This window comes from Alteromonas naphthalenivorans, from assembly GCF_000213655.1.
In the GTDB taxonomy this organism is placed as follows: Bacteria; Pseudomonadota; Gammaproteobacteria; order Enterobacterales; family Alteromonadaceae; genus Alteromonas; species Alteromonas naphthalenivorans.
This window is the reverse complement of sequence record NC_015554.1, coordinates 291,304-306,663: the sequence shown is the minus strand read 5'-3', so window position 1 is coordinate 306,663 and position 15,360 is coordinate 291,304. Positions and strand designations below refer to the sequence as shown.

The 15,360-nt window shown below is 43.3% G+C and carries 13 protein-coding genes; all 13 read right to left on the bottom strand.

Annotated elements, in window-relative coordinates; all coding sequences use genetic code 11:
• Positions 1-144: 144 nt before the first annotated feature.
• Entirely contained in the window at positions 145-1,353 is a 1,209-nt protein-coding gene (locus AMBT_RS01285) for a M24 family metallopeptidase (RefSeq protein WP_013782749.1), read from the bottom strand.
• Positions 1,354-1,516: 163 nt separating this feature from the next.
• Entirely contained in the window at positions 1,517-2,218 is a 702-nt protein-coding gene (locus AMBT_RS01280) for an HAD family hydrolase (RefSeq protein WP_013782748.1), read from the bottom strand.
• An 83-nt stretch (positions 2,219-2,301) separates the two neighbouring features.
• On the bottom strand, positions 2,302-3,333 hold the full coding sequence (locus AMBT_RS01275; protein WP_013782747.1) for an ABC transporter ATP-binding protein: 1,032 nt from the start codon (positions 3,331-3,333) through the stop codon (positions 2,302-2,304).
• A gap of 10 nt (positions 3,334-3,343) precedes the next feature.
• Positions 3,344-4,168: a carbohydrate ABC transporter permease gene (locus AMBT_RS01270; protein WP_013782746.1), complete on the bottom strand. Its 825-nt coding sequence runs from the start codon at positions 4,166-4,168 to the stop codon at positions 3,344-3,346.
• A 3-nt stretch (positions 4,169-4,171) separates the two neighbouring features.
• Positions 4,172-5,044, bottom strand: coding sequence for a carbohydrate ABC transporter permease (locus AMBT_RS01265; protein WP_013782745.1), 873 nt, complete (start codon positions 5,042-5,044; stop codon positions 4,172-4,174).
• Between the two features lie 68 nt (positions 5,045-5,112).
• Complete coding sequence (locus AMBT_RS01260) at positions 5,113-6,420, bottom strand: ABC transporter substrate-binding protein (protein WP_013782744.1); 1,308 nt, start codon at positions 6,418-6,420, stop codon at positions 5,113-5,115.
• Between the two features lie 160 nt (positions 6,421-6,580).
• Positions 6,581-7,855, bottom strand: a complete 1,275-nt coding sequence (locus AMBT_RS01255) for a hypothetical protein (RefSeq protein WP_013782743.1) — start codon at positions 7,853-7,855, stop codon at positions 6,581-6,583.
• A gap of 3 nt (positions 7,856-7,858) precedes the next feature.
• The gene (locus tag AMBT_RS22720) at positions 7,859-7,996 is read right to left on the bottom strand and encodes a hypothetical protein (RefSeq protein WP_013782742.1); all 138 of its coding nucleotides are present in this window, start codon (positions 7,994-7,996) and stop codon (positions 7,859-7,861) included.
• 590 nt (positions 7,997-8,586) lie between these two features.
• Positions 8,587-10,335 carry a diguanylate cyclase gene (locus tag AMBT_RS01250; RefSeq protein WP_041452462.1) on the bottom strand — a complete coding sequence of 583 codons (1,749 nt, stop codon included), beginning with the start codon at positions 10,333-10,335 and terminating at the stop codon, positions 8,587-8,589.
• 231 nt (positions 10,336-10,566) lie between these two features.
• Positions 10,567-12,210 carry a GGDEF domain-containing protein gene (locus tag AMBT_RS01245; RefSeq protein WP_013782740.1) on the bottom strand — a complete coding sequence of 548 codons (1,644 nt, stop codon included), beginning with the start codon at positions 12,208-12,210 and terminating at the stop codon, positions 10,567-10,569.
• Positions 12,211-12,264: 54 nt separating this feature from the next.
• The gene (locus AMBT_RS01240; RefSeq protein ID WP_013782739.1) at positions 12,265-12,693 is read right to left on the bottom strand and encodes a hypothetical protein; all 429 of its coding nucleotides are present in this window, start codon (positions 12,691-12,693) and stop codon (positions 12,265-12,267) included.
• 207 nt (positions 12,694-12,900) lie between these two features.
• Entirely contained in the window at positions 12,901-13,401 is a 501-nt protein-coding gene (pedF, locus tag AMBT_RS01235) for a cytochrome c-550 PedF (protein ID WP_013782738.1), read from the bottom strand.
• A gap of 164 nt (positions 13,402-13,565) precedes the next feature.
• A complete protein-coding gene (locus AMBT_RS01230; RefSeq protein ID WP_013782737.1) occupies positions 13,566-15,353 on the bottom strand; it encodes a PQQ-dependent methanol/ethanol family dehydrogenase in 1,788 nt (595 codons plus the stop codon).
• Positions 15,354-15,360 lie beyond the last annotated feature (7 nt).

The window sequence follows — 15,360 nt, the reverse complement described above, 5'->3', positions numbered from 1 at the left end:
CTTGGATTTTTCTTTTTTCCTCTAACGAACTGCAATACGCCTCTAAACGAGTACTAGTGGAGATCATTCTCGTATAAGCCTGCAATATCAAATACATTCAGAACCTAATATTCTTGTCATAGCGAATCACTGCAAACATGGCTTTTAAAAAGGCTCATCGATAGCTTTGCTTGGTTCAGTGAACCACACTGCGCCAGTGTCAGATACATAGAAGTGATCTTCTAAACGAATACCAAACTCATTAGGAACCACTATCATAGGCTCATTGCTAAAGCACATTCCTGGTGCTAATGGGTGGGGATTATCTTTCACCAAGTATGGCCACTCGTGAATATCCATACCAATGCCATGCCCTGTTCTATGGGGTAAACCTGGTAGATTATAATCTGGGCCTAAGCCATCGGACGCTAAGCTGTCTCGCGCGGCCTTATCAACATCTCCACAGGGTAGGCCTGGCTTTACTGCATTAAAGGCTGCGTACTGCGCGCGTTTTTCACTTTCCCACATCGCCTTTTGTTTCGCTGTTGGCTTACCAAAGCAGTAGGTTCGCGTAATATCAGATAGATACCCATGAACTTTGCAGCCGGTATCAATAAGTACTAAATCGTTTTCTTTCAATACTTGCGGGTCTTTTACCCCATGTGGAAATGACGTTGCTGTACCAAAAAGTACAATGCAAAAGTAGTTGCCACTGGCACCCACTTTTTTGTGAGCATCATTGATAAAGGCTTCTACTTCTGTGGTAGTAATCCCTGTATAGAGCATACTGGCTGTAGCCTTATGCACTGCGAGAGTCATATCCATAGCACGCTGTATAAGCGCAAGCTCATTAACCGATTTGTGCATTCGGCAGTGGGCAGTAATCTCTGCGCCATTAATAATGCTGGCGCCTTCAGGAAGGGCCTTATTAAACCCGTCAACAACGAAAAATTGAGTCGATTCATCTACCGCGATTTTCTTGCCACCAGCAGTATCAATTTCACCCACTAAACGAGCAACCAGTGCATAAGGGCTTTCATGCTCTTGCCACCCAATAATGTCACCCTCGATGAGTTTACGCTCTTCAAGGGAGTCAATTTCAAAATAAGGTGCCACGTAGATAATATCGCCAGAGGCAGGAAGAATAGCGCCCACTAAACGCTCACTGGCATACCACTGCATACCCGTAAAATAAGTTAAGTTAGTGCCGGCATTAAGGTACAGCGCAGCAATACCATTTTGCTGCATATATTGCTGAGCTTTATCTATGCGAGATAAGTATTCACTTTTTTGAATAGGCGCTACATCGCTAGTCATATTTGAAAGACTACCCAGTGCTTCTTCCTTTGTTTTCCCGCCAATCAGTGTTGTCATAACCTGCCCTTATAATGTTATTAGTCGATAAAGCAGGTGCACTGTACAACACTGAAGTGAAAAGTCGAGAAGCCAGTTAAAGGATCATTAATCCCCTGCCTGCTTGGGTAATTTAAGCGTAAATGTGGTGTCTAGGTCGCTCGATTCTTAAAAAACGCCCTGCCTAAACACTTATTTTTAAGCTGGGGTAAAGATTGAAAAACTCACACCAATGAGAAATCGACGGTATCTCTTTTTTCTTATCTGCGCTAATTGGCAATACACCTTTAAAATGACTCGCGCCGGTATATTTCACCACCTGCATATCGGCAGCTAGTGCACCTTGAATACCCGCTTCTGAGTCTTCAATAACTAAACAATGCTTAGGCTTAACACCTACTTTTGATGCAGCAAGTAAAAATATATCAGGGGCTGGCTTCCCATTTACAACTTCTGTACTTGTGGTAATGCGCCCTTCAAAAAAAGAAAGAAGACCTGTTGTTTCTAGCGCAAACGCCACACGCTCTGGACTGCTGCTGGTCGCAATACAATTTTTCACGTTCAAATGCGCTAATACATCATTTAACTGGGGAGTTGTATCTAACTCTTCAGCAAACACTTTTAACAGCGCAGTTAGGTAGTTATCTCGAAACTCAGCCGGAAGCATGACATTGAAATCAGTTAAAATCTGCTTTTGTGCAGACTCGTAACTTTGTCCTAGAAAATACGTATCGAAGTAGTTGCTTGTAACCTCTACACCTAAGTCGCCTAGCATGGCGATAATGACCCGTTTACACAGCACTTCACTATCGACTAATACGCCATAACAGTCGAAGATCACAAGTTCAATGTCTGTACTGTCGAGGGAGGTTTTACTGCTACCCATTTAATAATCCTTGTATCTTTCGTCCTTTAAAAACGTGCAGGCTATTGTTGAATGCAATAACCCGCACATTAACTAAAAACGAATTATGCTACACGCTCTTCGCCCCAAGAAAGTGAGGGAATGGTTACGCCATCTTTGTCAAAATGCATAATTTTACTTTCTGCGGCAGTTAGGTTGACCACATCGCCATAGCTCACCGGACAATCACCGTCAGCTTTAACCGTGAGCGTACCAGCACCTTCTACATGCACATGTAAAAAGGTTTCTGAGCCAAGATGCTCCACTACGCCTACCTTGCCTGACCACAACCCTCGCTCTTGGGTAATTTTTAAGTGTTCTGGTCGCACGCCAATGGCATGTGTGTCGTCGCCGGCTTTAGGCATCACATCAATGAAATTCATTTTAGGCGAGCCAATAAACCCAGCTACAAAGCGGTTAACTGGCTTTTGATATAGCTCTAGCGGCGTGCCGACTTGTGCGATAATACCGCCATTGAATACCGCTATACGATCGGCCATGGTCATGGCCTCCACCTGATCGTGCGTTACATAAATCATGGTGGTATCTAAACTTTTATGAAGTTCTGATATTTCTAGGCGCATGTTCACTCGAAGTGAAGCATCCAGGTTAGACAATGGCTCATCGAACAAAAATGCCGAAGGTTGGCGCACAATAGCACGGCCAATTGCCACACGCTGACGCTGACCACCTGATAATTGACCCGGCTTGCGATCAAGATAATCGGTTAGGTTCAGCATTTTAGCCGCTTTTTCAATTTTTTCGTCAATCACAGCAGGCGCTACTTTTGCGCGCTTAAGCGGAAACGCAATATTACTGCGAACAGACATATGCGGGTATAACGCGTAAGACTGAAATACCATGGCTAAACCACGTTTGGCTGGCGGCATATTTGTGGCGTCTTCACCGTCAATATCAATGTTGCCGCTAGTCGTATCTTCAAGTCCTGCAATCATGCGAAGTAAGGTAGATTTACCGCAGCCCGATGGCCCAACAAACACAATGAATTCACCGTCACGGATATGTAAATCTAGCGGTTTAATAACATTTACGTCGCCAAAGCTTTTTGTCACTTGTTTTAAAGTAATGCTTCCCATTGGAATACTCCTACTTAACCGCGCCGAAACTTAATCCGCGCACTAATTGTTTTTGACTGAACCAACCAAGAATAAGGATTGGCACCACAGCCATCACAGAGGCTGCTGATAATTTCGCGTAAAATAAGCCTTCTGGGCTTGAATAACTGGCAATAAAGGCAGTTAACGGTGCTGCATTCGCGGCGGTAAGAATGAGTGTCCAAAAGGCTTCATTCCACGCCAATATAACGTTTAGCAGCAAGGTTGACGCAATCCCGGGTAAGGCGATTGGTAGTAACACGTGAAAAATTTCTTCTTTGATGCCAGCGCCGTCCATTCGTGTCGCTTCAAGAATTTCATGAGGGATTTCTCTGAAATAGGTGTAAAGCATCCACACCATGATAGGTAAGTTAATGAGTGTCATTACAATCACCAAACCTAAGCGTGTATCTAGCAGACCGAAATCACGGAACAACAGATAGATAGGAATTAGCACCCCAACCGGTGGAAGCATTTTGGTTGATAGCATCCACATCAATAGGTTTTTAGTTCGCTTAGTTTGCACAAAGGCCATCGACCATGCAGCCGGAATAGCAATAAGCAGTCCAAGTAAACTTGCCCCTAATGAGATGATCACAGAGTTCATAAAGTGTTCGAAATAAGGTGAGCGAGCTAACACATCTTTGTAGTTCTCTAGCGTCCACTCAAACATAAATAAGCTTGGTGTGGCTGAAATCGCTTCAGATTCCGTTTTAAAGCTGGTGATCATGGTCCAAAGAATAGGAAAGAAAATCATCCCACTGATGGTCCACGCTAAAATGGTGTAAATGACTTTTGATTTATTCGTGCTGTTCATTACCTAGCCCTCCAAATTCTTGCCGATAAGGCGCATTAAGAAGATGGCAACAATGTTGGCAATAATGACTGCTACAATTCCACCTGCTGAACCGCCGCCCACATCAAACTGAAGTAGCGATTGGGTGTAAATTAAGTACGTAATGTTGGTAGAGGAATAACCTGGGCCACCACTCGTAGTTACCAATATTTCTGCAAAAATAGACAGCAAGAAAATGGTCTCAATAAGAATAACTGCGGTGACTGCTCGGGATAAATGCGGCAACACAATGTAAATAAATTTACTGAACGGGCCTGCACCATCTAAATCCGCCGCTTCTAGTTGCTCTCTATCTAACGATTGAATAGCGGTAAGTAAAATTAGCGCCGCAAACGGCAGCCACTGCCACGACACAATAATGATAATGGATAGCAACGGAATTTCTGCAAAGAAATCGATAGGGGTTGCACCAAAGAATTCGGCAAGATGAGCAAACAGCCCGTTTACCGGGTTCATGAACATGTTTTTCCACACCAATGCGGAAACCGTTGGCATAACAAAAAACGGTGCCAATACCATGATGCGGACATAGTTTCTGCCCCATATGGCTTGGTCGAGCAATATGGCTAAACCAATACCGCCGCAGATGGTAATAAACAGCACACCGCCAACTAGCAATAAGGTATTAAAAAATGACTCTATAAAAGCAGGATCGGTGAGAAAAAACTCGTAGTTCAAAAAGCCTATGTATTCATTATCGCCAGGCATGAGCAAGTTATAATCTAAAAACGAGAAATATAACGTCATGCAAAGCGGAACAATCATCCAAGCTAACAGCAAGGTGACCGAAGGAAACAGCATCATTTTGGCTAAGGTACGAGATTGGGTAGTCGCCATTGCTAAGCCCCTTACAAGTGAAAAAAGTGGGTAAGTGCACCTTGCACCTACCCGTGGTTAACGTTTTATTATTTTGGGTAACGCGCTTTGCGCATGGCTCTTTCAACTAGTCGCTGAGAGCTTTGAAGTGCTTGGTCTACCGTCATGCGGCCCGTTAGTGCTGCACTAAACTGCTGACCAACTGCTGTTCCTATGCCTTGAAACTCAGGAATAGCAACAAACTGGACACCCACATAAGGCACTGGTTCTACCGTTGGATTTTTAGGGTCTGCAGAGTTGATAGAATCAAGAGTAATTTGCGCAAAAGGTGCCGCATTCATGTACTCAGGGTTTTCGTAAAGCGAAGCTCGCGTACCAGGAGGTACATTTGCCCAGCCTTTCTTTTCAGCCACTAATACAGAGTATTCTTTTGAGGTAGCCCAGCTGATGAACTTCATCGCTGCATCGCTTTTCTTACTGCTGGAAGGAATAGCTAATGTCCATGCCCACAACCAGTTTCCGCGTTTACCTAGGCCGTTATCTGGCGCTAGAGCGAAACCTACTTTGTCTGCAACTTCAGAATCTTTCTCGTTTGTCACAAAACCGCCTGCAACCGTTGCATCAATCCAAATACCGCATTTACCGGTTTGAAACAGCGCTAAGTTTTCATTAAAGCCGTTCGCTGATGAACCTGGAGGGCCATACTTGTCCATTACATCAACATAGTATTCTAAGGTGTCTTTCCATGCTTTGGAGTCAAACTGAGGCTTCCAGTTTTCATCGAACCAGCGTGCGCCAAACGAGTTAGACATAGACGTTAGCAATGCAATATTTTCGCCCCAGCCCGCTTTACCACGAAGACAAATACCGTAAACACCTGCTTCTTTGTCTGTCATTGCTTCGGCTGCTTCACGGATAAATTTCCATGTAGGTGCTTTTGGCATTTCAAGACCGGCTTTGACCATTAAGTCAGTGCGGTACATCACCATTGAACTTTCGCCGTAAAACGGTGCAGCATAGAGTTTGTTATCTACTGACAGGCCGCTACGAATAGCAGGCAGTAAATCTTCTACGTCATAATCAGCGCCAAGGCCATCAAGCTCTTCCAACCAGCCTTGGTTACCCCAAATTGGCACTTCATAAGTACCAATTGTCATCACATCGTACTGGCCGCCGCCAGTGGCTACGTCGGTAGTGACACGTTGGCGTAGAATGTTTTCTTCAAGCGTTACCCACTTTAAATCAATACCTGGGTTTTTCTCTTCAAAGTCGCTACTCAGTTCTTTCATGGCAATCATGTCGCCATTGTTTACTGTTGCGATGGTAATGGTTTCAGCTTGCGCCGCCGTGGTTATCGCCAATGCACTGGCAATCACTAAAGATAATTTTTTCAACATCGGGTAGTTCCCCTTTAGGTTTTGAAGGGTATGACTTCCCCCTCCCCTTCATTTTCGATGGGGATAAAAGTCATACTCGTTTCATTACTTAATGTTTTGGTTGGTTTGAAAGCGTCAGCGTTTTAGATAAAACCGCTGACGCTGCTGAATGTTTATTGAATTAGAACTTCACTGAAATTTCAGACGTGATGCCATCGAAACCTGTACCAATCTGGCCACCAGAGTTCACGCCTTCGTCTTGGTTAACGTATTCCACTTTCCACAAGGCTCTGTCGTTTATCCAGTAACCTGCAGATACTTGTAAACGCGTGACTTCGTTGTCAGTTTGTTCAATTAGGTCAGAGGTATTTTCTGACTCTGCGTAACGTGCCGCTACGTAAAGCTTCTCAGGAAGAATATATTGTTGGGCTTCTAGCGCCCAGTACTGCACCGATGAATCGCCTTCAATCACTTGGTTTGAATCAAAGGTTGTACCCGCTGGGTCTAACACGCCATCTGTACCAAAGTAAGTAATACCCGCCACCGCGTTTCCATCGGAATCGGCAAAGGTGTAGTCGTCAGACGCTTTACCTAACATCACAATAACACTCGTTTGATCAGATGGTTGGTAAGCCAAGTTCAATTGCATAATTAACTGGTTCAAGCCTGGCAGTGCGCCAACATGGGTATCACGCTCACTAGATGCAGAGGCTGAAAAGTTATAGTTTTCGCCATCGCCGAAACCATAGTTAGTGGTCGTAACGCCATCAAGGCTTGCTACACCATCAGCGAATACAAGCTGGTCGCCTTGATTAGCTTGAAAAACGTTTAAGCCTGCTTTGAAACCACCTTTAAACTCAAGGGTACCTTGCAATCTGTAGTTGTAACTTCGGTCTTCTTGGAACGCTTCGCCGAAGCTAGACGTAGTCATGTGGCCCGCAACGTTATATGAACGAAGAATGCCGCTATCGAAGGTCTCGGTGTAGCTTAGTTGGATACCGTTCTCAGCTGTGGCGTAGTCGTTAATTCCATTACCAATTAACGCGTTACCTTGGTTGTCAGCGCCATCTTGGAATCCTTTAAACTGAAAAGGAGATGCGCCAATGTTACCTACACGCAAGATAAGGCTTGAATTCTCTTTTTCATAACCAGTAAGGCCAAACATATCAAACTCGATGCCAGCGAAATCTTGGTGGAATGAGAAGTCTCTGTCGCCATTATTACCAAAGTCATTAGGTTCTTCAGCAATATCGATATCGGCTGTGATGTTGTCGGTAATTTTAAACTTGAACATCAAGTTAACGCGCAAACGGCCAAAACCATCTGATTGTGTTTCATCTTCAGGGCGAAACGCGCCGTCTTTTGCTTGAATAGCCTGATAGTTCTGCATAGCTAGAAAATTAACTTGAACACGACCATCTAGAAACTCATTAGGTTCACTCGGCGGCACATACATTGGCTAGGTTTCGCTTAGTTCCTGAGCCACTACGAGTGACGGCGCCATAGCAGCCATAATCGCTGATGCCAGTACGCTTAACCCTGCAGTTTTAAAATTAGATCGAGAAGTCGCTTGTTGAAGCTGGTTATTTTCTAACATGGTGAACCCTCAAGTTTCTATGTTCGGTTTTATAAAGTGATTGGAATTTTCGTCAGACTCGTGTCTGCGCATATTCTCTGTTCGCTATGAGCAAAACCTTTGGGATAAACCAAATCGGTCACATGCTCAAAATTGGGGCATATGACCATTTTTATATTTTAACGTCAACAACTTTTTTAACAAATAGTTTTCATTTATATTTCAAATTAAAATTAACCAAATAAATTCAATTACATAACAAAATAACATCAAGATTACATTTACATTTTAATGTAAACGATAACAATTAATCCAGAATGAAAAACGATTAAACTTTGTTATTGGAAGTGCAACTCGAGAAAGGAAAGCAAAGAGCAAAAGATAACAACCATGGCAATAAACCACACCAGTTCTTAAACTTTTGACCGAAATAGAGTGTATTTTCGAAAGGTTTTTTAGGCGCATAATATTATGGTAGAACTAGGGTGAAGAACGACATCATGATTTAGACCATGAACGACACCATGCTATTTTGAAATTGAACTAGGTTTTGTAACGGGCTTTCCGGCAGGCGTTCTGTTTGGCTCCTGCCTATGTGACAACTACTCGAATCAACGTGGAACTGCCGCAATAATTCTATTGCGCCCCGCATCTTTTGCTTTGTATAAGGCTTTATCTGCACGTCTAAATGCATAAACGATATCAGCAGCGTCTGTACATATTGTCCAACCTATACACGCGCCAATTTTTAAACCGCTAAGCTGCTGAAGGCTCAGTGTATTAATTTGCTTGTGAATATCGGCTAGCGTATCGCTAAAATGCTGTTCACTTACGTTTTGTTGAATAATAGCAAACTCTTCACCACCAAATCTTCCCGCCATACATTCCTTGCTATTTAAGGGCTGCAGTATTTTGGCAATTTCAATCAACACCGTATCGCCTGCTTCATGCCCGAAAGTGTCGTTAATATTCTTAAAATGATCTAGGTCTATCAACGCCACTGCAATGTGATGATGATTATCCGCCTCTGATGAAAAGCTAGCGTCTACGAATAAATCGATACTTCTTCGATTCGGTAAGTTCGTTAACCCATCGTTAGCAGCTAGCTTTTTGAGCATTTCATTTGATGCGCGTAATGCTTTTGTACGCTCTTGAATTAGCGCCTCAAGCTTCGACGCTTGCTCGCTTTTTAATACGGCATTGGCCTTCTCGGTATCACGCTCTTTTTGGACTATTTTGACGAAAAGCCGAGACGCTAATATCACCATGAACATACATGTAATCAATACGCCAACCATGAACATGGTGATAGGATCTAATTGAAGGTCAATACCAAAAAGAGCAATAAGCACGAGCGAAAGGGTACTTAACACTACAGGGAAAATCGTCACCGCCAGCCACTTTGCCCTGTCAGAGCCATTTTTGTGTTCTTTGTAAATCACAATGCTTGCGAAAATAACAAAGGGAAACAGTAGAATAACGGGCAAACGTAACGCTTCATCTAACCCTACGTAACGCCATACCAGCAAGCCGAGAAAAGGCAAGATTGATCCGCAAAATATAGCAAATTTCAATCCATAAACAGTCCTATTGGGGCGCTTCAAACTAGAAAACACGGTCCATCCTGCCGTGAGCAATACGGCGTAAATACTAGCGGCGTAAGTGATGTCATTTAACTGAGGGATGGTTGGCCATAAAATTTCAAAGGCGTAACCAAATACCCTAAAAAACCAGAATGATGTGGCAAAGATAAAAGCGGCGAAACTCAAAAACGCCATCTTTCTTGTGATAGTAAAAACAACCAAACTAAGAATGGTTAGTATCGACATAGCCCCGAAAAATGTCATATCACGCTGCAGCGAATCGACATACATTTTGTTCACCTTTTCAGGGGTGGCAACAAAAAAGTTGTAGCGCAGTATTTTTCCTTCCATGTGACCATAGATTTGCATTTTATCTTGGGCGGGAAGAATGAACGGGAAATGGTAGTTAGGTACTAGTACTTCTCGGCTTGAAAATGGCAGCGCATCGCCGGTTATCCACGTGTGGGTGCCATCTGACACGTACAGATGCTCAATCGAAGGAAAAGTGATAGAAAACCAAAGGGGAACAGGCTCATTACGTGCATTTTCAATGGTCACCCGAAAATGCAAATATTGGTGGGGTGCGCGGCTTATTTTACTCTGATCATCTACCCATAATTCGTCTCCTACTAGGGTATTACCATCAGCAACTGCAAATTCCATGTGACCAGTTAAATCGTACTCTAATGCCTTATCTTCAAATAAAGCCGTGCTATAGCAAGCTGTACTTTGCACAATAAAAAACAGTGCGAAAAGCATAGGCAGAAGCCTAACCATGTAAGATCCTTATACAAACAACACACACTTTAAAATAATAATATAGGTGTGTTTAATACCTCAGGTACATCAATAATCATCACATTCGTCATGAAATGCATCTATTTCTGAGTCATTAAAAGTATATCACTAACGGTTTGTTTTCAAACGTTGATTTCACACATTGAAATGTATGATCGTAATAGAAGGTACAAAAAACAGCATCATCTAATCCTAAAGTTACCGCCAAACTTACGACCCTGGTTCTCGCCTTATCGTCACCCTTTTTTGTTGAATGAGCGTCTCTAACGAAGTCTTATTGAAATCTCCAACAAATGCTTCTTCATCATGAACTGACTCTAAGCCTACCCAGGTATTTTTACCCGATGCTTTGGCGAGATATAAACACGCGTCTGACATCTCAATCAATTTTTCCAAATGACATGAAATAACCTTGGTTGGAATAAGTGGATAACATACGTAACCTACCGAGCAAGTTATCGGTAGGGCCGTGTTGTCGTGCATTTCAAATTTTGTGTCATTAATCGCTTTTACTAGGCGCTGCGCTAACACCATGGCACTTTTACGATCAACAAACCTTGCTACCGCAACAAACTCTTCCCCGCCCCACCGAACAATATAATCAGATTGCCTGAATACATGTTCTAATCGCTTAGAAAACTCTATTAAGACTTCATCACCTATTTGGTGACCAAATCTGTCATTCACTTGTTTGAAGTCATCAATATCTAGAATGAAAACCAGCAAATCTGAGCCAATGGGTTTACGGCCTTTGCCTTGATGCCAGTCGGAAAACTCTCGGTTGCACAGTGCGATATCTGTTTTAATAAATTTTTGTAAATAACGGCGATTCTTCAAACCTGTTAGTGTATCGGTGATACTTTCAGACTCTATTAGCTTAAGTGACTGAATGAGCTGTTCATTCTTTTCGCTTAGCTCTCGGGTTTGAATTCTAACTTTCCACTCTAGGCGTTCGTTTGCTTTGCGCAATGTGTAACGCCGGTATAATACAAACAGAAGAGAAAATAGGATGACAATGAGCCCAATAAACACGTTTTTCAAAAGCAACTTTTCGTTTAGCGCGGCTTGCTCAAGAGCCTGCTCTTTTACTTTCAAATTTAGCTCTAGCTCTTTACGTACAGACTCAGTTTGCGCTTGCACATTTGCTATCGCTTCCACTTTATTTTCATCGTTAAGTTGTTCTTTGACTCGCATCAGTGTTTTAAGCGCAAGAAAAGCAGCATCGTAGCGACTCATTGCTTCTAGTGAATTTACTTTGGCCTCATGGAACTGGACTTCAATGGGTAGCCGCTCTGCCTGCTTCGCTTTTTCTATTCCCTGATTAGCATAGTCGATAGAAATTTCATATTTATTGGTAATAAATGCATGCTGCGCAGCAACTACCAGAGCATTCAATGTAAGTGCTGGGAATCGACCATTGGCGGTACGTAATACGTTTTGGATAACCTCGTTGGCTTTGTCGTAACCACCTCTAGCGATATATATTTTAGCCAGCGTTAACTTATACATATCAGCATATTCAGTCGACTTAACTTCATTAAAAAGACGAATGGCTTCACTAGCATGTGATTCGGCAGCTTCAAAATCTGACAGCGCTAATAATGACTCAGCAATTAAGGCATTGTTGAATGCAATATTTTGAATCATGCCACGCTTGGTATTTATCTCCAGAGAGCTATAGAAATACGCTAATGCACTGCGGTGAGCCCCCATCTTGGCATTTAGACCCCCTAAGCTATACAGCACCTGTGACTTTTCAGCATCACTGCCTTGTTCTACAGCATGAGCGAGCGCGGTTTGGTACGCCATAATAGCCCCTTCATAATCACCGATAGCGCCCAACGCCATGCCCATATAACTGCCGACAATACTTAGGCTTTTTTTATCATCTAAGGCCTTGTAAATCCGCTACGCGCGATGGTAATAATCAAGGGACAAGGGATATTCAGACATGCTGTAGTAGGCGTAACCAAGCATGGTATAGACATGAGCTAATGCAAAATCGTTAGACAAACGAGAATACATTAACTCAGCTGACTTCAATAATTCGATAGCGTGTGAGTATCGAGTTCGGCTGATCTCATTCTCGGCTGTAATAGTGGCTAGATCAGCTTGTAATTCGGGCGTTTGTGAATGGTCTACTATGCGTTGCAGATCTTGCGTTAACAACTCTGCTTTCTCAATGTCTCCTAATTCCCTTTCATTACGAATAGATGCTTTTAACGCATCGACATCCCCTTTCTTGCCGGTACCAGTATGTTGGGCGTCAGCGTGCTGGGCCTCAACATGCATACTCGTGATAAAAACTAAAAAGAAAAGGAATCGCAGGATGTGCATTTAGGGCCTAAAAATAAGTCGTTTCGTCCAATGAACTACCCAAAGAATAGCTGCAAACACCTAATTCTGCACAGATTTATTTGAAATAATGTAAGGCGTTTATTTTGATAAGTGGGTGTGATTTGTCTACTTTCACTTTTTGAAAAATAGTTGGCCTATAAAAAAGCCGGGCGATTTCTCGACCCGGCCGACAAAACGGGAATATAGTTAGTCTACTTCAATTTCACCTTCTTCAATTGCTACTATTCTACGAGCCTCTACATAGGTTTTTATGGCCCATAGTGTCTCTTGATCTAAAATGGGTTCAGACTGCCCTTCTGGAATTCCGCCTAACGCAGGCATGCCTTTTGATGATCCAAAACGAAGGCGCTCTACATACCATTCATCGTCTTCCATACTTTCGGGGTCGAGCAAACGTAAATCTGGGTTTATGCCACCTGACTGCGCATGAAGACCATGACAAACGGCACAGTTATTTGAGTAGGCTGACTCGCCAAATTCATACACCTTCTTGTGAGTTTCTTCATCTAAATTACGATAAGGGTTTTCAAACACCCAGCCATCTTCAGACTCATCACCATCGGTAATTTTTTGCATTTCAGAGCTGTCAGCGCCTTGTGGCGTCACGTTGCCATGTGCTGCTAACTTGTGCGCCGTTAAGGCCAGAAAAAGCGTTGTAATTAAAAGAGATACTTTTACTTTCATCATTCATACATCCTCTCAAGCTGATGAAAAAATTATACTGAATGTGATAATTGGGGTAACTCTACTTTGGTTTTGAAAGGCTCCTCCTTTGGGAGGATAAAGGCTATTTCAGATATAAAAAAGCCGATACCTACAAAGGTATCGGCTTCTATCGTATTTAAAACAAATTAGTTCTTAGCCACTTGTTCATAACGCTTTGGTAATTTAAACGTCCACACCGTACCACCTTGGTTTAGGTGCTTAACCCGCTTAGCAACTTCGCCGCCCCATAAAGGCACTGCACCGCCCCAGCCAGACAACACAGACACATATTGCTCGCCTTCCATCTCCCAAGTTACTGGCGACCCTACAATGCCTGAGCCGGTTTGGAACTTATAAACCATCTTTCCGGTTTTATCGTCAAAGGCCATTAGGTAACCTTCTGGGTTGCCTGTCCATACTAGACCGCCGCCTGTAGTCATTACCCCACCCCATAGTGGCGCATAGTTGTTATAACGCCATACTTCTTTACCGGTTTTAGGGTCAATGGCGCGAAGTACACCTATAAAGTCTTCATTGACAGATTTGATAGTAAAGCCAGCACCTAAGTAAGCAGCGCCCTTTTTATATGAGGTGGTTTCGTTCCAAATATCCATTTCCCATTCGTTGGAAGGTACATAGAACAAACCCGTATCAGGTGAATACGCCATAGGCATCCAGTTTTTTCCACCTAAGAAAGCAGGACGAGCGACAACCTGTGCGCCTTTTTTACCATCGTCTGAAAGTGACGGATTACCAGGACGCGTTTCGTCAATGTAAAGTGGGCGGCCATTCTCATCTAGGCCTTTGGCCCACGTTAGCTTATCTACAAACGGGAAGCCTCGAATGAAATCACCATCTTCACGGTTCAATACATAAAAGAAGCCGTTTCTATCTGCAGTGGCAGCGGCCTTCACCGTTTTACCTGCCTCTTCATAATCAAACGATATAAGCTCGTTTACACCATCGAAATCCCAGCCATCGTGTGGCGTAGTTTGAAAGTGCCATACAATTTTTCCCGTTTTAGGGTTAATCGCTAAACGAGATGAAGAGAAGTAGTTATCGCCAGGGCGAAGGTGAGAGTTCCAAGGTGATGGGTTACCTGTACCAAAGAATAACAGCCCTGTATCAGCATCATAAGTGCCGCCTAGCCAGGTTGCAGCACCGCCAGTTTTCCATAAATCTGCAGGCCAAGTTTTACCCGCCCCGCCGCCAGAAATACCATTCTCGGTTTTTTCACCGTCTTTCCACATATAACCCATGTGGCCTTCAACAGTAGGTCTAACCCAAATCTGTTTGCCAGTTTTAGCATCAAAGGCGTATACCTTTCCTACTACACCAAATTCACCACCCGAGTTACCCGTTATCACCATACCATCAATAATAATAGGCGCGGCAGTAATGGAGTAACCAGCCTTGTAGTCTTCTACTTTTTTCTTCCATACGGTTTTGCCCGTATCTTTATCAAGGGCTACCAGTTTGGCATCAAGGGTGCCGAATATGACCAAATTATCGTACAAGGCTACGCCGCGATTAATCACATCACAACAAGGCATAATACCATCGGGCAAACGAGCTTCGTACTGCCAGAGTTCTTCGCCAGTCATCGCATTAATGGCCCATACGCGAGAGTAAGAACCCGTCACATACATAACGCCATCTTTTACCATAGGCTGAGACTCTTGGCCCCGCTGTTTTTCGCCACCAAGCGAAAATGCCCAAACTGGGCGAATTTCTTCAATGGTGTCTTTGTTAATTGCAGATAGTGGGCTATAGCGCTGCGCGCGTAATCCCATGCCATACGATACGATATCGTCAGTAGTGGCTTGGTCGTTTTGTATATCTTTGTCGGTCACGTTAGCTTGAACGGGGGAAATTGCCCCCGCACAAACCAATAAAGCTAAGGCAATTCTTTTTAGTGGTAGTTGTTTATTCATAACGTTT